Annotated in this window: 18 protein-coding genes; 7 read left to right on the forward strand and 11 right to left on the reverse strand. The window is 68.5% G+C overall.

Going from position 1 to position 22,089, the window contains the following annotated elements:
• The first annotated feature begins 17 nt into the window (after window positions 1-17).
• Window positions 18-1,253, forward strand: coding sequence for an acyl-CoA thioesterase/bile acid-CoA:amino acid N-acyltransferase family protein (locus tag EV647_RS06625; protein ID WP_133999914.1), 1,236 nt, complete (start codon window positions 18-20; stop codon window positions 1,251-1,253).
• Here EV647_RS06625 and EV647_RS06630 read toward each other — a convergent pair.
• The 7 genes from EV647_RS06630 to EV647_RS06660 form a co-directional block, all read right to left on the reverse strand.
• Window positions 1,250-1,528, reverse strand: coding sequence for a YciI family protein (locus EV647_RS06630; RefSeq protein WP_133999918.1), 279 nt, complete (start codon window positions 1,526-1,528; stop codon window positions 1,250-1,252). The two genes, EV647_RS06625 and EV647_RS06630, sit on opposite strands and share 4 nt — an antisense overlap.
• A gap of 149 nt (window positions 1,529-1,677) precedes the next feature.
• Window positions 1,678-2,457: a class I SAM-dependent methyltransferase gene (locus EV647_RS06635; protein WP_133999922.1), complete on the reverse strand. Its 780-nt coding sequence runs from the start codon at window positions 2,455-2,457 to the stop codon at window positions 1,678-1,680.
• A 124-nt stretch (window positions 2,458-2,581) separates the two neighbouring features.
• On the reverse strand, window positions 2,582-5,296 hold the full coding sequence (gene ppdK, locus EV647_RS06640) for a pyruvate, phosphate dikinase (protein WP_133999924.1): 2,715 nt from the start codon (window positions 5,294-5,296) through the stop codon (window positions 2,582-2,584).
• Window positions 5,297-5,902: 606 nt separating this feature from the next.
• The gene (locus EV647_RS06645; protein WP_133999927.1) at window positions 5,903-7,861 is read right to left on the reverse strand and encodes a VWA domain-containing protein; all 1,959 of its coding nucleotides are present in this window, start codon (window positions 7,859-7,861) and stop codon (window positions 5,903-5,905) included.
• Between the two features lies 1 nt (window position 7,862).
• Window positions 7,863-9,260 carry an ATP-binding protein gene (locus EV647_RS06650; protein WP_133999930.1) on the reverse strand — a complete coding sequence of 466 codons (1,398 nt, stop codon included), beginning with the start codon at window positions 9,258-9,260 and terminating at the stop codon, window positions 7,863-7,865.
• 45 nt (window positions 9,261-9,305) lie between these two features.
• Window positions 9,306-10,583: a serine hydrolase gene (locus EV647_RS06655; protein ID WP_133999933.1), complete on the reverse strand. Its 1,278-nt coding sequence runs from the start codon at window positions 10,581-10,583 to the stop codon at window positions 9,306-9,308.
• Window positions 10,584-10,592: 9 nt separating this feature from the next.
• A complete protein-coding gene (locus EV647_RS06660; RefSeq protein WP_133999936.1) occupies window positions 10,593-11,318 on the reverse strand; it encodes a Clp protease N-terminal domain-containing protein in 726 nt (241 codons plus the stop codon).
• Window positions 11,319-11,477: 159 nt separating this feature from the next.
• Here EV647_RS06660 and mug point away from each other — a divergent pair, with 159 nt between their 5' ends.
• From mug to EV647_RS06675, 3 genes are read left to right on the forward strand one after another with little or no spacing between them, the layout of a single operon-like run.
• Window positions 11,478-11,984 (forward strand): G/U mismatch-specific DNA glycosylase, encoded by a 507-nt coding sequence (mug, locus tag EV647_RS06665; protein WP_238177058.1) that lies wholly within the window; start codon window positions 11,478-11,480, stop codon window positions 11,982-11,984.
• 41 nt (window positions 11,985-12,025) lie between these two features.
• On the forward strand, window positions 12,026-12,511 hold the full coding sequence (locus EV647_RS06670; protein ID WP_133999942.1) for an AAA family ATPase: 486 nt from the start codon (window positions 12,026-12,028) through the stop codon (window positions 12,509-12,511).
• Window positions 12,512-12,566: 55 nt separating this feature from the next.
• Window positions 12,567-15,854: a hypothetical protein gene (locus EV647_RS06675; protein ID WP_133999945.1), complete on the forward strand. Its 3,288-nt coding sequence runs from the start codon at window positions 12,567-12,569 to the stop codon at window positions 15,852-15,854.
• A 3-nt stretch (window positions 15,855-15,857) separates the two neighbouring features.
• Here the strand turns inward: EV647_RS06675 and ligD are convergent, their stop codons facing one another.
• A complete protein-coding gene (gene ligD, locus EV647_RS06680; RefSeq protein WP_133999948.1) occupies window positions 15,858-16,835 on the reverse strand; it encodes a non-homologous end-joining DNA ligase in 978 nt (325 codons plus the stop codon).
• Window positions 16,836-16,964: 129 nt separating this feature from the next.
• Here ligD and EV647_RS06685 point away from each other — a divergent pair, with 129 nt between their 5' ends.
• From EV647_RS06685 to EV647_RS06695, 3 genes are read left to right on the forward strand one after another with little or no spacing between them, the layout of a single operon-like run.
• On the forward strand, window positions 16,965-17,852 hold the full coding sequence (locus EV647_RS06685) for an NAD(P)-dependent oxidoreductase (RefSeq protein ID WP_133999951.1): 888 nt from the start codon (window positions 16,965-16,967) through the stop codon (window positions 17,850-17,852).
• 10 nt (window positions 17,853-17,862) lie between these two features.
• Entirely contained in the window at window positions 17,863-18,246 is a 384-nt protein-coding gene (locus EV647_RS06690; protein WP_133999953.1) for a PPOX class F420-dependent oxidoreductase, read from the forward strand.
• A 24-nt stretch (window positions 18,247-18,270) separates the two neighbouring features.
• Window positions 18,271-18,777, forward strand: coding sequence for an ATP-binding protein (locus EV647_RS06695; protein ID WP_255517896.1), 507 nt, complete (start codon window positions 18,271-18,273; stop codon window positions 18,775-18,777).
• A gap of 106 nt (window positions 18,778-18,883) precedes the next feature.
• Here the strand turns inward: EV647_RS06695 and dusB are convergent, their stop codons facing one another.
• The 3 genes from dusB to EV647_RS06710 are packed head-to-tail and all read right to left on the reverse strand — an operon-like array spanning window position 18,884 to window position 22,064.
• Complete coding sequence (gene dusB / locus EV647_RS06700; RefSeq protein WP_133999956.1) at window positions 18,884-20,005, reverse strand: tRNA dihydrouridine synthase DusB; 1,122 nt, start codon at window positions 20,003-20,005, stop codon at window positions 18,884-18,886.
• A gap of 2 nt (window positions 20,006-20,007) precedes the next feature.
• On the reverse strand, window positions 20,008-20,676 hold the full coding sequence (locus EV647_RS41900) for a hypothetical protein (protein WP_166680231.1): 669 nt from the start codon (window positions 20,674-20,676) through the stop codon (window positions 20,008-20,010).
• Between the two features lie 2 nt (window positions 20,677-20,678).
• The gene (locus EV647_RS06710; protein ID WP_133999959.1) at window positions 20,679-22,064 is read right to left on the reverse strand and encodes a glycine--tRNA ligase; all 1,386 of its coding nucleotides are present in this window, start codon (window positions 22,062-22,064) and stop codon (window positions 20,679-20,681) included.
• Window positions 22,065-22,089 lie beyond the last annotated feature (25 nt).

Consider the following 22,089-nt stretch of genomic DNA (forward strand, 5'->3'; position numbering starts at 1 on the left):
AGTGCCACTCTGGAACTGTGAACCGAGTTCTGGTCATGTCCGCGGCGATCTGCCTACTTGCGGCGGGATGTACGTCGGAACACGCGGTGCTGACCGTCGACCAGGCGGTGACGCTCGCCGACCAGCAGGTCCATCTGAAGGTGACCGGCGCACCGGCGGGAAAGCCGGTGGACGTCGCCGCGGAGGCCGTCGACCGGGATGGCAAGAAGTGGCACAGCCAGGTGACGGTCACCGCCGACGACCACGGCACGGTGGACCTCGATACGGCCAGGCCCGCGAGCGGGACCTATCACGATGTCGACGGCATGGGCCTGTTCTGGTCGATGAACCCACCGGACGGGGACCCGGAGGAGCAGTCGTACATTCCGCCGTCCGAGGACGGGCGCCCGGTCGAGCACCTCGAGGTCTCGGTCAGCCGCGACGGCAAGCAGCTCGCGAGTACGACGCTCACTCGGCAGTGGATGGCGTCCGGGGTGACGACCAGGGCGCTCACGAGGGCCAAGGACAAGGTCACCGGCGTGTACGTCACGCCGAAGACGGATGGCGCCAAGCATCCCGCCGTACTGTTCTTCGGCGGCTCTGAAGGCGGCGTGCCGTCGCTCTCGATCCCCTATCTGCTGGCCTCGCACGGCTACCCGGTGCTCGCGGTGGCGTACTTCCACGCGCCGGGCGTGCCGGCGGAGCTGCGCAACGTCCCGATCGAGTACTTCGCGACCGCGGCTCGTTGGCTCGACCAACAACCCGGAGTCGATCCGGCGCGCGTCGTCGTCATGAGTGCGTCGTTCGGCACCGAGGCCGCGCTGCTGGTGGCTGACCACTTCCCGGCACTCGTCCATGGCGCCGTGCTGTTCGCGCCCGGAGCGGCGGGGACGACGTCGTTTCCGCATCCGGGCGCGAGGGCGTGGACCTACCAAGGGCGGCCGGTGGGACCCGAACTGATCCCGGTCGACGGCGTGGACGGACCGGTACTCGCGGTGGCGGGGTCCGCCGACGCGTCATGGGACTCGCGGCAGGCTGCCGAGCAGATCATGCTGGAGCTCGACGACGCGCACGACAAGTTCCCGCACGAGGCCGTGATCGTCACCGGCGCCGGCCATGGCGTCGGCGGAGCGCCGTATCTGCCGCGCGGAACGACGATCAACCATCCGATCGTCGGCCCGTACAAGTTCGGCGGGACCCGCCCCAGCAACGAGTCGGCCATGCGCCAGGGCTGGGCGAAGACCCTGGCTCTCCTCGCCTCGCTCCAGCGTTAGCTGAACGGGAAGAGCGGCTGCCATTCGGCCAAGGTGGCGATCTCGTAGACGTCGGCCGGGGTGTAGGGGTCCTTGGCGAGGATGTCGCGGAGCTCGGCCTCGTCGGCGACGTCGTACACGAGCAGCGCGCCGGTCTGGTCGGCGAACGGTCCGGCCGCGACGAGCTTGCCGTCGGCCTTCAGCGCGGCGAGGTACTCGCGGTGCGCCGGGCGGACCTCCATCCGGCGATCGGTCTGAGCGACGTCGAAGCGCAACTGCACGACATATTGGGCCATGCACGAAACTCTACAACGGCCTTGGAAACAAGGGGATTTGGTGCGGGAAAGGGAGTCACGAGCCGCCACAGCGGCTGGTTCAGGTCAGACCCGAAAGTCGACGAGTGATCTCCCTTCCCGCCCGGACATTCTCACCAGCCGAGGGGTCCCTACGCAAGGGTTTGGTTAAGGGAAATTCCTACAGAAAGTTGATTGAGATAACGCTTCGTGACCGAACCCCCGGCTGCGTCGATAAGCGCGCCGATGCACTCGTACAGTCCGTCACGCCGGTCGGTTGTCAAGGCCCGATGACCTGAATACGAGGACAGAAGTTCGAGGTACTCGACCGTCGAATACGCCGCGTCCCAGGCATAGCTGCGGAACTCCACGGACCCGAAAAGCTCCGTCTCCCCGAGCCCCGCGGGATCCACCGGTACGTCGTCCGCGGCGGGCAGTCCGTCCTTCACCGGATCGTCGGTGAACCGGTCGTAGCAGGACTGCACGTCGACGAAGAACTGCTCGGAACCGCCCGCGACGTGATGCGTCGACACGATCGCCAGCGCGCCGCCCGGCCGCAGCATGTCCACACACCGCTGGACGCGCGTCGCCGGATCGAGCCAGTGGAACGCGGTCGCCGCGATCACCAGGTCGAAGTCCGCCGCCGGCAGGTCCCAGCTGTCGAAGTCCGCGACGATCACGTCGACCTCGGGAAGGTTCCGCTGCAGGACGCCCCCGAGCTCGGGACTCAGCTCGACCGCGGTGACCGGCCAACCGCGCGCGACCATCGCCGCGGTCGCCTGGCCGGTCCCAGGGCCGATCTCCAGCACCTTCGGGCGGTCGCCGACCATCCGCGCGAGCTCGTCGAAGAGCTCGCGCGGATAAGCCGGCCGGACGCGGTCGTACAGCTCCGCGTCCTCTCCGAAGGTCGTGCGTAGCGTCTCGCGGCTCATCGCCGCAGGTTAGCGGACCTGTACCACTCATCAACTGCCCGCTGCGGCCGCGCAGGCGACCTGGGTCAGCGTGCCGAGCCGCGGCGGTCGGTGGTTGGTGAGTGGCGTGGGTCCGCCCCTGGTGTCAGTCCAAGGCAGCGCGGCCGGCCTCCAACCGCGCGACCGGGATGCGGAACGGGGAGCAGGAGACGTAGTCGAGGCCGACCTCGTGGAAGAAGTGGATGCTGTCGGGGTCGCCGCCGTGCTCGCCGCAGATGCCGAGCTTGAGGTCCGGCTTGGTCGCCCGCCCGCGGTCCACGCCGGTCCGCACCAGCGCGCCGACGCCCTCCCGGTCGATCGACTCGAACGGCGACACCGCGAAGATGCCCTTCTCCAGGTACCGCGAGAAGAACGCGCCCTCGACGTCGTCACGGCTGAAGCCCCACGTGGTCTGGGTCAGGTCGTTGGTGCCGAACGAGAAGAAGTCGGCCGCCTCCGCGATCTGGTCCGCGATCACCGCGGCCCGCGGCAGCTCGATCATCGTGCCGATCGGGATCTCGGTGCCGCCGTCGTAGTCAGCGAGCACGCGTTCCACCTCGTCACGCGCGAGGTGCAGCTCCTGTACGGCGCCGACCAGCGGGATCATGATCTCCGGTCGCGGATCCTTGCCCTGGGCCCGCAACTCTGCGGTCGCCGCCGCGATCGCCCGGACCTGCATCGCGAACAAACCGGGGACCACCAGCCCGAGCCTGACCCCGCGCAGGCCGAGCATCGGGTTCTCCTCGTGCAGCCGTTCGACCGCCGCAAGCAGCTTCACATCGTGCTCCGACTCCTCGCCGCGTTCGCGCGCCACCGCGACCTTCACCGCCAGCTCCTCCATCGACGGCAGGAACTCGTGCAGCGGCGGGTCGATCAACCGGATCGTCACCGGCAGCCCGTCCATCGCGGCCAGCAGCTCCAGGAAGTCCGCGCGCTGCAAGGGTTCCAGCTCGGCCAGCGCGGTCTCCCGCTCCGCATCGTTGTCCGCGAGGATCAGCCGCTCGACGGATTCGCGCCGCTCCCCCAGGAACATGTGCTCGGTCCGGCACAGCCCGATCCCGGACGCCCCGAACCGTCGCGCCCGCGCAGCGTCGTCCGCGGTGTCCGCATTGGTCCGTACGCCGAGCCGCCGTACGTCGTCCGCGTGCGTCATCAACCGGTGCACCGACGCGACCAGCTCGTCGCCCGCGTCCGGGGCCAGCGTGCCCTCGAAGTACTGCACGACCGGGGACGGCACGACCGGGACCTCGCCGCGGAACACCTCACCCGTGGTGCCGTCGATCGAGATCATCTCGCCGGCCTCGAGTACGGTGCCGTTCACCTTGATGGTGCCCTGGGCGACGTTCACGTCGAGCTCCTCGGCGCCGCAGACACAGGTCTTGCCCATGCCGCGCGCGACCACCGCCGCGTGCGAGGTCTTGCCGCCGCGGCTGGTCAGGATGCCCTGCGCCGCGATCATGCCGTGCAGGTCGTCGGGGTTGGTCTCGCGCCGCACCAGGATGACCTTCTCGCCGCGCTCCGCCGCCTCGACCGCGGCCGCCGACGTGAACACGACCTTGCCCGACGCCGCACCCGGCGACGCACCGATCGCCTTCGTGATCAGGTCCGTCGCGGCATCCGCGTCGAACCGCGGGAACATCAGCTGCGCGAGCTGCGCACCCTTCACCCGCTGGAGCGCCTCGTCGGTGTCGATCACGCCCTCGTCGACCAGGCTGGTCGCGATCCGGAACGCCGCCGCCGCGGTCCGCTTGCCGACGCGGGTCTGCAGCATCCACAGCTTGCCGCGCTCGACGGTGAACTCGATGTCGCACAGATCGCGGTAGTGACCTTCGAGCTTGGCCATGATGTCCATCAGGTCGTCGTACGACGCCTTGTCGATCTGCTCGAGGTCCGCGAGCGGGACGGTGTTGCGGATGCCCGCGACGACATCCTCGCCCTGGGCGTTCTGCAGGTAGTCGCCGTACACGCCGGGCTGGCCGCTCGACGGATCGCGGGTGAACGCGACGCCGGTGCCGGAATCCATGCCGAGGTTACCGAACACCATCGAGCAGATGTTCACCGCCGTGCCGAGGTCGGTGGGGATGCGCTCCTGGCGGCGGTAGAGGATCGCGCGGTCCGAGTTCCAGGAGCGGAAGACGGCCTCGGTCGCGAGGTCCATCTGGGTCCGCGGGTCCTGCGGGAACTCGCGGCCGGTGTGGTCGTGGACAGCCTGCTTGAAGGTCTTGACGAGAGCCTTCAGGTCGGCCGCGTCCAGATCCAGGTCGTTGCGGGTGCCCTTCGCCTGCTTGGCGTGTTCGATCGCGTCCTCGAACACGTCGCCGTCCATGCCGAGCACGGTCTTGCCGAACATCTGGATCAGCCGGCGGTACGCGTCCCAGGCGAACCGGGGGTTGCCGGACTGGTGCGCGAGCCCGTTCACCGAGTCGTCGTTGAGACCGACGTTCAGGACCGTTTCCATCATGCCGGGCATCGAGACGGCGGCGCCGGAGCGGACCGAGACCAGCAGCGGGTCGTCCGCCTGGCCGAGCTTCTTGCCCATCTTCTGCTCGAGCAGGTGGACGTGGTGGTCGATCTCGTCGGCGAGCTCGGCCGGTACCGCGCCGGTCTCGAGGTAGACGCGGCAGGCGTCCGCGGTGATGGTGAACCCGGGCGGTACCGGCAGGCCGAGATTGGTCATCTCGGCCAGGTTCGCTCCCTTGCCGCCGAGCAGCTCCAACATGGATTTGTTGCCTTCGGCAAAGTCGTAGACGAGTTTCGGCACGGTCACTCCCTGGGTTGCAGGCGGGTGTTTGCAGGCGCGGGAAATGACCCGCTGGCCCATCGACTCCGGCGGCGGGGGCGTACTTTCAGAGTAAGCCCAAAAACCAGTCCAGTTGAACACTGGTCTCACGATGCCGACGTGACCCTTCCCACAGGTCGAAGGCCGGAAAACCCTTCCCACGTTGACAACGCGAGACATTCGGTGTCTTCACCGATGAAACCTCCGAGCCGGGTGCTGAGACGGTTTCGTCGGTGGTGAGCCGGCGCGCTGTGTGAGCTCGACCCGGAGGTGTGATCGCCCAGGAGCTGTGCGCGGTGTGCGCGATCGATGTGACAGACGTCGACGCGGCCCTCGACTACCTGGGGTGCCGAGCGGACGTTGTGAGCACCGACCCACAAAACCTGACCGAGGTACTGGAGTCGGTCTAGACCATCGGCCGAGACGGCACGCAGTTGTTGGACAGCCTCCGGCTCCGCAGTGCTACGGACGCACGCGCTGGCGCTGCCGGTGTGCGGGCTGCCGGGGAGCGGTCGGCGGCGATCCCGGCGATCGCGCGACGCCTGCGGTAGTGATGTTGATTCAGGCGTGGACTGGGGACAGGCGATGGGGACCTGGGACAGGTCATTGCGTGTTCCAGGTCCCCATACGGTGTGTCCAGTCCCGGCTTTACAGCTTGCGGCGGGTGCGGAGGTAGTCGCCGACGACCGCCGCGCCCAGTCCGTCGGCGTCGGGGGCGAGGACGCGGCCGCCGCTGCGGCGGGCCAGTAGGTCGACGAAGGCGTTCAGGCGCGGGTCGTCGCCCAGGCGGAAGACGGTCAGCGAGGCGCCGAGCTTGGCCAGGCGGTCGACCTCGAAGATCGTCTTGCGGAGGGTGGCCGCCTCGGGTGGGTACGAGAACTCGGCCGTGCCGTCGGGCTCCAGGTGTGCGGTCGGTTCCCCGTCCGTCACCATCAGTACGACGGGTTGTGCATCCGGGTGCCGCCGCAGATGACGACCGGCGAGGAGCAGCGCGTGGTGCGCGTTCGTGCCCTGCTCCCACGTGCCCTCCATCCCGATCAGCTGGGGCAGCTCGACAACCCCGGCGTACCGGCCGAACGTGATCAGCTGCAACGCGTCGTTCCGGTACCGCGTCGAGATGAGCTGGTGCAGTGCGAGCGCCGTCCGCTTCATCGGCAGCCAGCGACCCTCCTGCACCATCGACCACGACGTGTCGACCAACAACGCCACCGCGGCCCGGGCCCGATGCTCGGTCTCCGCGATCTCCACGTCCGCCACATCAAGCTTGACGGAACCAGAGCGCGAAGCGGTCCGCAGTACGGCGTTCCGCACCGTCCGCGGCACGTCCCACGGCTGGGTGTCACCGAACTCCCACGGACGCGACGATCCACTCAGCTCACCGGCCGCGCCCGCGTTGGCCGCGTCCCGTTCACCTGATCCCCGAGCGGTCCGCAGTACGTCGGCCAACGCCGTCTGACCGAGCTGACGCAACGCCTTCGGCGACAACCGCAGCGAACCGTCCGGCGCCCGCTCGATCAGACCCTGATCACGCAACTGCCGCTCCAGCTCACTCAGCCGCCGTGCGTCGACCGTCGCCTCGTCACCCAGCTGACGGGTGAGCGCGTCGAGGTCGATGTCCTCGAGCCGCGCCCCTGGGTACGACTGCGCCAGCTGCTCCGCCAACGCATCCAGTTCCGCGAGGTCGGACATCGCCTGCGCGCCCTCGGCAAGCCCGAGCGGATCGTCACCACGCATCTGCTCGGACCCGTACCAGTCCTCCCCCGGCCGCAGCGACTGCAGCTGAGCGTCCAGCTGCGCCAACTGCTGCGCGAGTTGCGGACTGCCGAACGCCTGCTGCGAAAGCTCCGCCAACTCGGCACGCTGTTCGGGAGTCATCGAGTTCAGCATCCGTTGCGCGGCGGCCGCCCGCTGCGCGAGTACGTCGATCAGCTCGTCGACGTTCCGCGGATTCTCCGGGAAGAACTCGCCGTGGTTGGCCATGAACTCCTCGAAGAGTTCCGGCACCTCGGGCCGGCCCTGCGCGTGGGCCGCGAGCAACGCGTTGAGGTCGGCCAGCATCTCGTTGATCGCCTCGATGTCCTCAGGCGTGGTCTGCTGCAGCGCCTCCTTCATGCCCTCGAACCGCGAACCGAGCAGTTCCCGCCCGAGCAGCTCACGGATCTGCTCGTACTTCTCCCGGGCCTCCGACGACTCCCACTGGTAGTTCGCCAGCTCCCGTACGGCGGCCGCCGTACCGGAGGGAAGCGCGTCGAGCTCGGCCTCCTTGAACCGCGCGTCGTCGGACGGATTCGGGAACAGCTCGCGCCGCTCCGCTTCCAGGGCCTCGTTCAGGAGCCGCTGGACGTCCCGCAGCGTGCCGTCGAGGTTGTGCCGCCGCTCGATCTCGCGGCGGCGCTCCCACAACCGGCGGCTCAGGTCGTCCAGGCCCTGGGTGTTCCGGGTGCCGCGCCGGAGCAGCTCCTCCAGCGCGGACCGCGGCGACGACCCGTTCATCACGTCCCGGCCGATCTCGTCCAGCGCGTCCCGCAGATCCACGGGTGCCTTCAGAGGATCCGGCCCGTCGTGCCACGGCCCGTAGGACCACCCTTCCGGAATTGACGCCGACATGTCAGGCCCCGTAGATGGTCGTGTCGTTGTCGGCGTCCTTGGCGACGCGTTTGGACAGGTAGAGCATCTCCAGGGCGAGTTCGATCGCGGCGGCAATGCGTCCCGACGAGTCGTCCGGCTCGACGCCGGCGCGCGCGGCGACGTCGTGCAGGACAGGGAGCTCCGGCAGCGCGGCCAGCACGTCCTTGCCCGGTACCCGCTCACCCGTCGTCACAAGGTTGCCGTCGGCAACAGCGTGTGCGAGTGGGGTGAGGTCGAGACCGGCGAACCGTTCGCGTGCGGTGTCGGCCACCGACCGGCGCAACAGGTACTCGAGCAGTTCGATCTCGCGCCCCTCCTCACCCGGCTCGAACTCGAGCTTGCCCCGCAGTACGGCGGGAACCGCCTCGAGGTCCACCGGGCGGGCCACCGCGGGCTCCTCGCCCGTGATCGCCGAACGGCGTAGCGCGGCGGCGGCGATCGTCTCGGCCGCGGCGACCGCGAACCGGGCGGACACCCCGGACCGCTGGTCGATCGACGTCGACTCGCGCAGGTGCCGGACGAACCGGGCCAGCACCTCCAGCAATGGTTCGCCGACCTCGGCGGTGAACTCGGCCTCCTGCCGGATCACGTCCACCTCGGCGTCGATGTCGAGCGGGTAGTGGGTCCGGACCTCGGCGCCGAAGCGGTCCTTCAGCGGCGTGATGATCCGGCCGCGGTTGGTGTAGTCCTCGGGGTTGGCCGTTGCCACCAGCAACACGTCGAGCGGCAGCCGCAGCGTGTACCCGCGGACCTGGATGTCGCGCTCCTCCATCACGTTCAGTAGCGCGACCTGGATGCGTTCGGCGAGGTCGGGCAGCTCGTTGATCGCGACGATGCCCCGGTGCGCTCGCGGGACCAGTCCGAAATGGATGGTCTCCGGGTCGCCGAGACTGCGGCCCTCGGCAACCTTCACCGGGTCCACGTCACCGATCAGGTCACCGACCGAGGTGTCGGGGGTCGCGAGCTTCTCGGCGTACCTGAGGTCGCGGTGCAGCCAGGCGACGGGCAGGTCGTCGCCGAGTTCGGCGGCACGCCGGCGGGAGGCCGGCGTGATCGGGTCGAGCGGATGCTCGGGCAGCTCCGCGCCGTCGATCACAGGGGTCCATTCGTCGAGCAGACCGACCAGGGTGCGCAGCAGGCGCGTCTTGCCCTGACCGCGCTCACCGAGCAGTACGACGTCGTGCCCGGCGATCAGGGCGCGTTCGAGTTGGGGAATCACCGTGCGGCCGAAGCCGACGATGCCGGGCCAGGGATCACGCCCGGTCCGGAGCTGTTTCAGCAGGTTGTCACGGATCTCGGCCTTGATCGACCGAGGAAGATACCCGGCGGCCCGGAGGTCACCGGCTTTACGAGGGAGTTCAGCAGGTGCACTAGTCACCCTGACGACGTTAGCTCGCCACACCCAAAGCGCACCTCAAATATCTCACCGCCTGGGCGTGACCCGCCCGGAGGTGAAGACATGCGTCGGGGTGAACGTGACCGGCACCCACGGGTGCGCCGGCGACTCGCGGGTGACGAAATGGTTGCCGTCGTCCGGTTCCGTCGGGCGCAACTCGTACTCGTGCACCGGGTCCTCCGAGAACAGCAGCCGGTCGCCCGTCGCGGAATAGACCATGATCAGCTCGTCGTCACGCTTCGCGACGTCGAGCCGGACGCTGGCGCGCTCGTAGATTCCGGCGTGACGGTCGTCGACCGGTACGTCGATCGGCTGCGGCGCGGGCGGATGCGCGACACCGGCGTACTCCGTGAACACCTCGGAGGCGAGCGGTTCGAAGAGACGGGTGCCGTTGCCGGAGTTGGTCAGCAGGCACATCGCCAGCCGCGCCTCCGGATCGATCCGCAGGAAAGCGAGCTGGGAGATCGTCGACCCGTCGTGACCGAACAGCTGACGGCCGCCCCAGTTGTAGATGCGCCAGGTCAGGCCGAGGTCGACGAAGCCGCCGATGCCGGCCGCGAACGGGACCTGCGGCTCCTGCATGGCGGCGTACCGCTCGTCGGTCAGGTGCATCCGAGCGAACTCGAGCAGGTCGCCGGCGCTCGCACTGATCGTCCCGGCGGGGCCGATGCTGCGCGGGAGTTGCCACGGCTTCACTCGCGAACCGTCCGTCGCCAGATGACCGACCGCGGCGCGTTCCAGGATCGCCTCCTCCGGCAGGGTGACGGTGTGGGTCAGGCCGAGCGGCTCGACCAGGCGGGCCTTCAGCGATTCGTCCCAGGTCCGGCCGTCGAGGACCTCGATCAACCGACCGAGCAGCACGAATCCGGCATTGCAGTACGAGTACGCCGTACCGGGTTCGAAGAGCTGGTCGACGTCCGCGAGCAGAGCGACGTACCGCTGCAGGCAGTCGTCGCCGCGGCCGGTGTCGGTGAACAGGTCGCCGTCGATGCCACTGGTATGGGTCAGCAGGTGACGGACCGTGATCCGCGGGTCGACAGGTGCCTCGGGCAACAACTTCACGATCGGGTCGTCCAGGCCGAACCGGTCCTCGGCGGCGAGCTGGACGATCATCGACGCGGTCCACGGCTTGCTGATCGAGCCGATCTGGAAAAGCGAGTCGGCGGTGGTCTCGACGCCGGTCGTGGCGTTCAGGACGCCGTACGGCGCGATCGTCGTCTCGCCGTCGCGCCAGATCCCGAGCACCGCACCGGTGACGTCTGCCGCCACCGCCAACTCGTTCAACCGCGCAGCCCAGTCAGCCATGCGCCAAACCTACTTCGTGGCCTCCTCGAGCAGCGCACGGATCCCCGCCCACGCGGCCTTCTCGTCGAGGCCCTGCTCGACCAGGATCTGCGTCGCGACCCCGAGTGAGTCCCGGTAGAACGCGAGCAGCAGGTGCTCGGTGCCGACGTAGTTGTGGCCGAGCGTCAGCGCCTCGCCGACAGCGCCCTGCAGCACGTGCGCTGTCCGGCGGGTGTACGGCGGGTTCTCGCCGTCGAGGGCCTTCTCGGCAGTTTTCGCATCGGCCGGCGGCCCTGCCGGGCTCTTCGCGTCTACCGCTGTCCGCACCGACTCTTCGGTGATGTCGTGGGCCAGCAGCACCTTCGTCGCCAGCGCCTGGGGCTGGGCGAAGAAGGCGAGCAGCAGGTGTTCGGTGCCGATGAAGGCGTGGTTCCTGCTGCGCGCGACCTCCTTCGCGGCCTCCACGACGGCTTGCGTTCGCGGGGTGTAACGGTCGAAGGCCGGCTTGGCGGTCCAGGAGTCGGCGAAGCGTTTGTGGGCGGCTTGTTTGCTGACGCCGAGCACGGTGCTGATCTCCACCCAGGACTTCCCCGCGCCGCGGGCCCGGTCGACGAAGAAGCCGAGGGCGGCGTCGCTGGTGGCGGTCAGTTCGCTGATCGTCGCCGCCGCGGTCCCGAGCTGCTCCAGCTCGTCGTCGCTACCGGCGTCGGCCTTGATCGTGTTGATCAGTTGCTGCAGATCAGGTCCAGGAGTCATACCGTCAACCCTAAGTTGACGCGCACCGGCCGTCAACCCTGGGTTGACGAGGCTAACCACAGGAGGTGGTCAGCTCGGACGGGATGGCGGGCGCGGATGTCAGGCGTGGACTTGGGCGCTCGCAGCCACTACCTCCTGTCGTTGGCTACGGTGTCCCGCGTGGACGGGATTCCGGATGTGACCGGCAGCGGACTGCGGGTGTTGTTCTGTGGGATCAATCCGGGGCTGATGTCGGCGGAGACCGGGCATCACTTCGCGCGGCCGGGGAACCGGTTCTGGCCGGCGTTGCACCTGAGCGGCTTCACCCCTCGCCAGCTGCAGCCGGTCGAGCAGCAGGAGTTGCTGACCTACCGGCTCGGGATCACCAACGTGGTCGACCGGCCGTCGGCGAAGGCCGCGGAGTTGACGCGCGCGGAGTTCGTGGCGGGTGGCGAGAACCTGGTGAAGAAGGTGCTCGACATCCAGCCCGAGTGGTTGGCGGTGCTCGGCGTCACGGCGTACCGGGACGCCTTCGGGGAACGGACGGCGGCAGTGGGCAAGCAGGATCGGATGATCGGCGCCACCCGGGTCTGGATCCTGCCGAATCCGAGCGGCCTGAATGCCCACTACACGTTGCCGAAACTGGCCGTGGCATTCGCCGAGCTCCGGCTGGCTGCCGGCACATAATTCGCGTTCCTTCGACGGCGCTTCTGGCTACGCTGAAGCCCATGGCCAAACGCAACTACCTGGTCGAGGGTGGTTCCGGCACCGGTAAGAGTTCGGTGTGCCGCGAGCTCCGGAGACGCGGCTACACAGCCGTTGACGGCGACAACGAGCTCGCCTATCCGGGCGATCCGGAAACCGGGGAACGCGACGAGGTCCACGGCTACCACAACCACATCTGGGACGTCGCCAAGGTCCGGGAGATCGCCGCGAGCACGACCGAGGAGATCGCCTTCTTCTGTGGCGGTTCGAGGAACTTCAGCAAGTTCCTGGACGTGTTCGACAAGGTCATCGTGCTGGACGTGGACACCGAAACCCTCCAGCGGAGGCTCCGCAATCGCGAGGCCGACGACTGGGGCGGGAACGACGAACAGCGGGCATTCATCCTCCGCCTGCACGCCGCCCAGGAATACGTGCCCGAGGGGACGGTCATCGACACCGCGCGCCCACTCGACGAAGTCGTCGACGCGATCTTCGACGCTATTCGCTGACGGCGGCGCACGCCTCTCTCGAGAGCTGACACCACTTATTGGGCAGGATGGGCGCATGCGTCTGCCCGAGCTGCTGCGATCGATCGACGGACTCTCGTACGGACAGCGCGTGCGCCTGCTCGCCGACCAGGCGCCACAGCTGGTGAGCCTCCTCGACGAGTTGGGTCGAGGTACCGCGTTCGAGCGCGTCCTCGGGCTCCAGATCGCCGAGGTCACCCGCGAGGCACCGTACGTCAGCCGGATGCTTCGGGACCCGGATCCGGCCGTGCAGTCACGGGCGCTCGCGGCGGTCGGTCGCGGGGTTCCAGTCGCGGACGACGACCTTCGGATCGTGTACGACGACGCGCCGGCGGCACTGCGCTCGAAGCTGGTGGCCCTGGTACGTCGGCAGCGCCGCGAGCATCTCGCCGTACGGCTGATCGACGAGCACCGGGCTCGCTGGGGTGACGTAGCGGCGACCGGGCTGCTCGACGCGACGGATCACGCGACCGTGGCGCGCCTCCTGCCCGAGCTGGCGTACTGCGTGACGCCTCGCGGCTGGCGTCAGGTCGCGAAGCATCATCCGGACGAGGTACTAGCGTTTGCTCGCCAGACGCTGCCTGCCAATGACGAGTGGTGGCAGAGCGTCGGCCACGGCGTCACCGCGTCGCTAGAGCACGCACCGGACGCGGTACTGGAGCTGATCAAGCAGGCGGTGCCTGCGCACGACCTCCCCCACGCAGTGGTCGACATCATCGGTCCGCTCATGGACCGGGACCCGGCAGGTGTGCTGCAGCTGCTCCTGGCACCTGACCGGCGCGGTGTGGTGACGCGGGCGCTTACTCCGGCGTTCCGGCGTCGCCTGCACAGGTACTCCGACGACGAGCTCGTCACCCTCGGGAGGGTCCTGTGGCCGCAGTTGGCCACCTTCCTCGACGCATTGGCGCCGGCGCGACGTGCGGTGATCTTCGCGGCGGTAACGCAGTATGTCGATCTCGGGCAAGCGCGGCTGAGTACGGAGCTTCTCCGAGTGCTGCCGCATGCTGTGCGTGCGGAGCAGGCACGTCGGATGCTGACGCTACCTGCGATCACTGAAGACGGGTGGTGGAGGCGCAGCATCGCTGCTCACCTACCGTTCGACGAGGCCTTCGCACTCCTCGAACCGGATGTGCGTGACCCAGACGCCGCGGTGCGTAGCTCGGTCTACCAGGGCGTCACCCGGTCGGCCGGGTACGACAGGCGGTCGGAGCAGGTGGTGCAGGCTGTCACGTGGGTGGCCGGGCGGATCCGCAACGACCAGGACACCGTGCGGCTCAACGCCGTCCAGGCTGTCGCGGACTTGCCGCCCACACTGCTGAGCGATGCACTGACCGTGTCGCTGGACACGCTGCTCACCGATGCATTGGCAGCACGGGACGCGTCGTGGGCAACGCGGCACGCCTTGACGCAACTGGCTGAGAATGCCGTCGTACAAGGCGCCTTGGACAACCAGACCGCCCTGCTGGACTGGGGTTTGCAGGCGTACGCGCGGCTGTCGGAGAACCGTGGCCGGATCGACTTGGATCCGCTGGTCGACAGGCTGCCGCACGGGCGGGAAGCCGAGGTGTACGAGGCGCTCCGGCCCGCCATCGAGGCCGCGGCCAAGCGCGACGAATTCTCGCTGGCGTTCACGGTGGCCGCGGCTCTTGGTCGCCGCGACTGGTCGTCGGATCACCTCGAGAGTGTGCTCGAGCAGGCGGTGTGGTCGGACCAGGAGTACACGTCCGACCAGGCCTGCAGGTACTGGCTGGAACCGCGCCGGAGCCGGTACGACCGCCTCCGTCAGATCGTCGAACGAGACGTCACCATGGCCCGCTGGCACCCGGTGTGGTGGCTCGTCACCGAGCACTACACCGACCTGCTCGACCCGGTGCTCGCCGCAGCGGATCGGATTCGCCGCTTCGATCGCAGCAGCACGTCCTGGCAGGTGCCCGACTACGCCCTTCGCCGCTGGCTGCCGCGACAGCAGGCTCGGTACGCCGAGCTGCTCGTCCAAGCTGCCCGTGACGACCGGATGCACACCTGGTACCGGGCCTTGGCGATCAGGACGCTTGGACGCGTGCCGCTTGCTGGCAGACCTGCGTTGGACGAGTTCCTCGGGAGTTCCGACGTACTGCTGCAGGAGGCCGCTCTGGCTGCCTTGGCATGGACAGAGCGACCCGACCTTGCCATGCCGTTGCTGCTCGCGCATGCGGATGACGATCGGGCGCGGGTCGCTGTATACGCGGCTAGCCGGGCAGCGCGGTTCGTTCGGCCCAGTCTGCTGCCGGGGCTGCTGCAGCCGGTGCTGACTGGTGACCGCGTGAAGGTCACGTCGCGGAAGGAGGCAGTGCGGCTCCTTGGCGAGCTACGGGCTCCGGGAGCCGGCGCCGTACTGACGGAGGCGTGGGCTGGTGCGCATTGGGATGTGCGGGCCGCCATTGCACGGACCGTGTCGCAGTACCTGCTGTACGACCCTGCTGCATGGGCGGTGCTGGAGCAGGCAGTGCACGACTCTCCGGCTACTGCGACGGCGTTGACGGTACGGCGCGCGTACGACGTACCCGTGGGGTACCGGGCGCGGTACGCCGACCTGCTGATCGCTGTGACGACTCGTAGCGAGCCGGAGGTTGTTGGGCCGGCGCTGCTCGCTTTGCGGGGCTGGGCGCGGTACAACCCAGCTGCTACTCGGGTCTGCGCGGACTTCATCAGTCGGCTGTCGCTGCGCAGTCGGGTGTGGCGGGACGCGATCACTGCGCTTGTCTCGTTCGTCGCGACGGATGCGCCGGCCGGGCTGGATGACGTCGTTGACGTCGCTCGGCTGCTGGTGCGGTCGGAGGCGAATCCTGCGCTGCCGAACGCGTTGCCGGATCGGGATCGTCCGGCTCGGCAACGGCTCACCTATCTCGTGAGTCAGCTGTCGGCGCAGTTCAGCCGACGGTCGGCGGAGGACCGCCAGCACCTGCGCGTGGTTGCCGACGAGCTGGTTGGCTCCGACTTTCTGGAGCTCCGGCTGCAGCTTCTGGTGCATTCGCAGTCGGTCGACGAGCTCCGCGATCTGGTCGGTGATGATCCGTTGGCCGCGTTGCGGGCCGCCGACCTCGTCTCCGCCCGGCTGTCCGCGACGGAGTCGACCTGGACGCCTGCTGAACTGCTGCCGGTTGCCGATTCGCTTGTCCACTCCCCTGACCTGGCATCCGGGTTGCTGGCTCATGTCCTCGTGGGCGCCGGCGGTCCGCAAGCAGGGTGGCCCGCCGAGTGGCGCGAGCTGTTGGTTGCCCTCCGCAACCACCCGTCGCCGGGCGTCCGGCGCCGAGGGCTTGACCTGACAACCGCGACGGAGTAGGAGCTAGTCGGCGGGCTTCTGTTCTTCGGCTTCGCGGGCGCGTTTGCGGCGTTTGCCTTCGTGCATGGCCGCGACACGGGCGACCGGGATGGCCCGGCCTTCGAGGAGGACGTCCTCTGGGATCGCCTGCGGTGCGGGCAATTGCTCGGCCCACGGGTCGCGATCGCCGAGGAGCGCCGGGGCGGTGCGAACGGTGAAGTCGCGCGGCGTCACGCTCTCCAGGTCATCCCAACCGACCGGGAACGACACCGTCGTACCAGGCCTGACGCGTGGGCTGTACGCCGCAACGACCGTCGCGCCGCCCGCACGCGTTGAGTCGACGAAGACCTTCCCGTGCCGGTCCTCCTTGATGTACGCCGTGGTCGCGACCGACGGATCGATCCTCTCGGCCCGCGCAGCGATCGCCCGGGTGGCGGCCGCGGCGTCCTCGATCGACACCGTGTCGACAATCGGAACGATCACGTGCACACCCTTCGCGCCGCTCGTCTTGACCGCACCGGACAACCCGCAGTCGGTGAGCGCCTGCCGCACGAGCAGCGCCGCCTGCACCGCCATCGAGAACGTCTCGCCCTCTGGCGGGTCGAGGTCGAGCACGAGGTGTGTGACGCGGTCCCAGCGGTCGGCGCGCATCAACGTCGGGTGGTACTCCACCGCGCGCTGGTTTGCGAACCACAGCAGCGTTTTGCGGTCGTCGCACAACGCATACGACACCTGGCGTTTCGACGCCTCCGCCCAGACCTGCACGGTCTTCACCCAGTCCGGCGTGTACTTCGGGACGTTCTTCTGCATGAACTTCGGCTGGCCCGGCCGGATCCGCACGACCGACAACGGCCGCTCGCGCAGCTCCGGCACGATCCGCTCGTGCACCGCGTCCAGGTAGTCGACGAGATCCCGCTTCCGCGCGTCAGCCCCGTCGAACAACGGCTGATCCAGGTTGGTCAGGTCAACGCCGTCCCGCGTCTCATCCGGCTTGCTCGCCATCCCCCGAGCTTAGACCCGCACCGGTAGCGGGTTGTGTCACCGCTGGCGGGTTGCAACCCGCCAGCCGTCACATAACCCGTGCGGGATTTGTTCAAGACTCCGGCTCGTGCGGCTCGTAGCCTCGCGGGCATGATTCTCGTCACCGGCGGGCTCGGAATGATCGGCGCCCACACCGCCCGCGCTCTTCTCGACCTCGGACAGGAGGTCGTCGTCACGTCGTACCGGCGTACCGATCTCCCGTCGTTCCTCGACGGCAAGGTCACCGTGGAACAGCTCGACGTCACCGACCGGGACGCGTTCCTCGCGCTCGGGGAGCGGTACGACGTCAGCGACATCGTGCACCTCGCCGGCACCATCCCGGGCGACGATCCGGTCGCGTACTTCCGCACCGACACCACCGGGCTGCTGAACGCGCTCGACGCAGCCCGGGCCTGGGGCGTACGCCGGTTCGCGGTCGCGAGCAGCATCGGCGTGTACATCGGGCAGGACGAAAACCCATGGCACGAAGGGCTCGCGCTCCCGGACGCGGACCTGCCGCACCTGATCATCGCGTTCAAGAAGGCGGTCGAACCGCTCACCACCCACGCCCTGCGGGATTCCGGCGTACAACCGGTCATCCTCCGGATCGGGTCGACCTGGGGACCGCTGATGGACCCGGAGTCGGTGTTCAACTTCATCCCGCCGTACGTCAGCGCCCTCCAGCGAGGCGAACAGCCGGCTCCGTTGCGCGCCGAGGAGGGCGGCGACTCGTGCTACGCGCCGGACGCGGGACGTGCGATCGCCCTGCTGACGACAGCGGAGACGCTGAACCACACCATCTACAACGTCTCCAGCGGACGCCCCACGATGCAGCGCGAATTCGCCGACGCCTTGGGGGTCGGGACAGTGCCCGGTGGGCAAGTGACCCCGCATCTCGACATCAGCCGACTCACCGCGGACACCGGCTTCACGCCGCAGTACGACGCCGCCGAAGCAGTCGCCCACTACATCACCTGGCGCTCCGAGAACCCCCGCTGAAGGAGTACACATGCTCGATCCGAGAGTGCGCAGCGTCCTCGACGCCGCGTCGTACGCTCACCTCGCGACTGTCCTGCCCGACGGCGCACCGCACAGCACCCCGGTATACGCCGGGACGCGCGGTGAGCAGATCGTCTTCTTCACCGGCCCGGGGATGCGGAAGGCTCGTAACCTGCGCCGGGACCCCCGCCTCGCGTTGTCGATCGTGCCGGCCGACAACCCGTTCGAACCCGTCGTCGTCCGAGGCCGCGTTGTCGACTGGCTGGAAGGCGACGAAGCGTGGGCCATCATCGACCGCCTGGTGGCGAAGTACATCGACCTCAAGTACCCCCGCGATCAGGAACGCGTCGTGCTCGTCGTGGAACCCGAGCACCAGAAGGTCGGGATGAGCTGACCAGCCGCGTGCTTGGATGTGCGAGTGGCGGACAGGCTGGTTTTGTTGTGTGGGACGTCGTTCTCGGGGAAGAGCACGGTGGCGCGCGTCCTTGCGGAGCGGTTGCCGGCGCGCGTCGTGAGCCTTGACGAGATCAACGAACGGCGTGGGTTGTGGGGCGGGGACGGGATTCCGGTCGAGGAGTGGATGCGGACTCACGAGGTGGCGCGCGTCGAGGTTCGCGAACTGCTGGGCTCGGGTACGTCGGTCGTCGTCGACGACACGAGTTCACCTCGGTTCCTCCGCGACGGGTGGCGGGCACTGGCGGCCGCGGAGGACGTGGGGTTCACCTTGGTGTACGTCGATGTGGATCACGCGACCGTTCGTACGCGACGCGCCGAGAACCGGCTCGATCCGCGGCGGCAGGACGTTACGGACGCGGTGCTGGAGCAGCATCTCGCCGAGTTCGAGCCGCCCGGGGACGACGAGGACGCCGTACGCATCAGGTCCGCCGACGACTTCTTCAGGAGTGGAGGCTGGGGCGGTAGCTGAGTTCCTGGTAGCGGCGGGCCGGGCGTATCTACCATCAGCTAGGCCAGGTGGGTGGGGTTGGAGGCACGGAGGCGGCAACGGGACAGCCGGCGCGAAGCGGTGTCGTTCAGCCGCCGGAGACTCCTATTTCGGCGTCGGCGAGGTCGGCGGTCAGGCCGTCTGTATCGTCGAGCCAGCCTTGGGGGAGGACGACGTGGTCTCGGGGGCTGCCTTGGCGGCCTCGGGGGGCGCCGAGTTCGGCGACCGGGAACGGGACGGTGCGGTCCAGTTCGGCGAGGAGTTCGTCCAGGCGGGCCAGGGAGTCGACCATGCCGAGGGCGGCGCGGAGTTCGCCGCCGGCCGGGAAGCCCTTCAGGTACCACGGGACGTGTTTGCGGAAGTCGCGCAGGCCGCGCTGCTCCCCCATCAGCTCCGCGAGCAGCTCGCCGTGCCGCCGCATCACGTCGGCGACCTCACCGAGCGTCGGCAGGTTCAACGCCTCGCCCCCGGCGAACGCGACCGCGAGATCGCGGAACAACCACGGCCGGCCGAGGCACCCGCGCCCGACGATCACGCCGTCGCATCCCGTCTCGGCGACCATCCGCAAGGCGTCGCGGGCTTCCCAGATGTCGCCGTTGCCCAGCACCGGGATGTTCACGTGCTCCACGAGGGCAGCGATCGTGGACCAGTCCGCCTGACCGGAGTACGCCTGCGACGCCGTACGCCCGTGCAACCCGATCGCCGCCGCACCGGACTCTTCGGCGATCCGCCCGGCGTCGAGGTACGTCTGATGACCGGCGTCGATCCCGATCCGGGTCTTCATCGTCACGGGTACGCCGTACGGCGTAGCGGCCTGCACTGCGGACCGCAGGATCGCGCCGAGCAGATTGCGCTTCCACGGCAGCGCGGCGCCACCGCCCTTGCGCGTCACCTTCGGCACCGGGCACCCGAAGTTCAGGTCGATGTGCGCAACGCCGTACTGATCGCAGAGGATCTGCACCGCGCGCCCGATGTACGTCGGGTCGACCCCGTACAACTGCACCGACCGAACCGTCTCACGCGCGTCGAATGTGAGCATGTCGAGCGACTTCTGATCACCCTCGACGATGCCGCGCGAGGTGATCATCTCGCACACGTACAGCCCGGCGCCCTGCTCGGCGCACAGTCGCCGGTACGCCGCGTTGGTGATACCGGCCATCGGCGCCAGCACCACCGGTGTCTCGATCGTGAGGTTGCCCAGCTGAAGCATGATCAGGCCTTCGCCACCAGCACCTGTCCGTTACCGGAAACCTGTGCCTTGTAAGGCTGTACGGCGTTCGCGGTCGTCGTCACGTCGCACGCGATCGGCGCGCCGGAATGCTTGACCACGGCAACATCGTCCATCGTGCAGGTCACCTTCGCGGCGTCGGCGACGGTCCGCAGTACGGCGTCGACCACCTTCGGCTTGACGATCGCGACCGATTCCGAGGTGAACTTGTACGACGCCGAGTACTGCTTCGCGTCGACCGTCAGCGTGCCGGTGTACGGCTTCCCTGCGTACGTCACCGTGCAGGTCAGCTCGTGCTTGCCGGCGGTCTCGACCTTGTCGATGCCCGGGCACTTCACGGTCGTGGTGGCCGCCTTGCCGGCCGCGATCTGCGCCTGCTTCGCGATCGCGAACGTGATCCGGTCGGCGAGCGGCGCGTCGTTCTCCGGCTCGCCGGTGACCTTCGGCGTCGGCCACGGCTTCGACGGTGTCGGCAGCGCGGTCAGCGTCGGCGTCGACGCGGTCGGGATCGGCGCACTCGAAGGCGGCGGCGTACTGGAGGCAGGCGTCGAGGGCGACGTACCGGCCTCCGGCTTGCTGTCCGAGCAGGACGACAGCACCAGCACCGCCAGCGCGGACAGCCCTAGGACGGCCGACACCCGTGACAGCTTCATCGTCAGCAACCCACCAGGTGCTGGGCGAGGTAGCCGGTGACCTCGGTGAGGGCGACGCGCTCCTGCTTCATCGAGTCCCGCTCGCGAATCGTCACCGCGTGGTCCTCGAGGGTGTCGAAGTCGACGGTGATGCAGTACGGCGTACCGATCTCGTCCTGGCGGCGGTACCGGCGGCCGATCGCACCGGCGTCGTCGAAGTCGACGTTCCAGTTCTTCCGCAGCTCGCCGGCCAGGTCCCGGGCCTTCGGCGACAGGTCGGCGTTGCGGGACAGTGGCAGGACGGCCGCCTTGACCGGGGCGAGCCGCGGGTCGAAACGCAGTACCGTCCGCTTGTCGACACCGCCCTTGGCGTTCGGCGCCTCGTCCTCGGTGTACGCGTCGAGCAGGAACGCGAGCACGTTGCGGGTCAGGCCGGCCGCGGGCTCGATGACGTACGGCGTCCAGCGCTCGCCCTTCTCCTGGTCGAAGTACGACAGGTCGGCGCCGGAGTGCTTGGAGTGCGTGGACAGGTCGAAGTCGGTGCGGTTCGCGATGCCCTCAAGCTCGTCGAACTCCTTGCCGCCGAAGTTGAACCGGTACTCGATGTCGACGGTGCGCTTCGAGTAGTGGCTCAGCTTCTCCTTCGGGTGCTCGTAGAACCGCATGTTGTCCGGGTTCAGACCGAGGCCGACGTACCACTCCCAGCGCGCCTTCAGCCAGTACTCGTGCCAGTCCTCGTCGGAGCCCGGCTCGACGAAGAACTCCATCTCCATCTGCTCGAACTCGCGGGTCCGGAAGATGAAGTTGCCCGGCGTGATCTCGTTGCGGAAGCTCTTGCCGACCTGGGCGATCCCGAACGGCGGCTTCTTCCGGGCGGTGCCCATCACGTTCGCGAAGTTGATGAAGATGCCCTGCGCGGTCTCCGGGCGGAGGTAGTGCAGGCCCTCCTCGGACTCGACCGGGCCGAGGTACGTCTTCAGCAGGCCGTTGAACATCCGCGGCTCGGTGAAGGTGCCCTTGTTACCGCAGTTCGGGCAAGCGATCTCGGCGAGCTTGACGTCGTCGGCGTCCTTGTTCTTCCGGCGGGCGAAGTCCTCGCGGAGGTGGTCGTCGCGGAACCGCTTGTGGCAGGACTGGCACTCGGTCAGCGGGTCGACGAACTCGGACAGGTGGCCGGAGGCCTCCCACACCTTGGTCGGCAGGATCACCGAGGAGTCCAGGCCGACGATGTCGTCGCGGCCGGTCACCATCGTCCGCCACCACTGGGTGCGGACGTTGTTCTTCAGCTCGACGCCGAGCGGTCCGTAGTCCCAGGCCGACTTGGTACCGCCGTAGATCTCGCCGCACGGGTACACGAAGCCCCTCCGCTTACTGAGGCTGACGACGGCATCGACGGTTTCCACGGGCACTTTTCGACTCCAGAACGGGGTACAG

The sequence above is a fragment of the Kribbella sp. VKM Ac-2566 genome, assembly GCF_004366005.1.
GTDB lineage: Bacteria > Actinomycetota > Actinomycetes > Propionibacteriales > Kribbellaceae > Kribbella > Kribbella pratensis.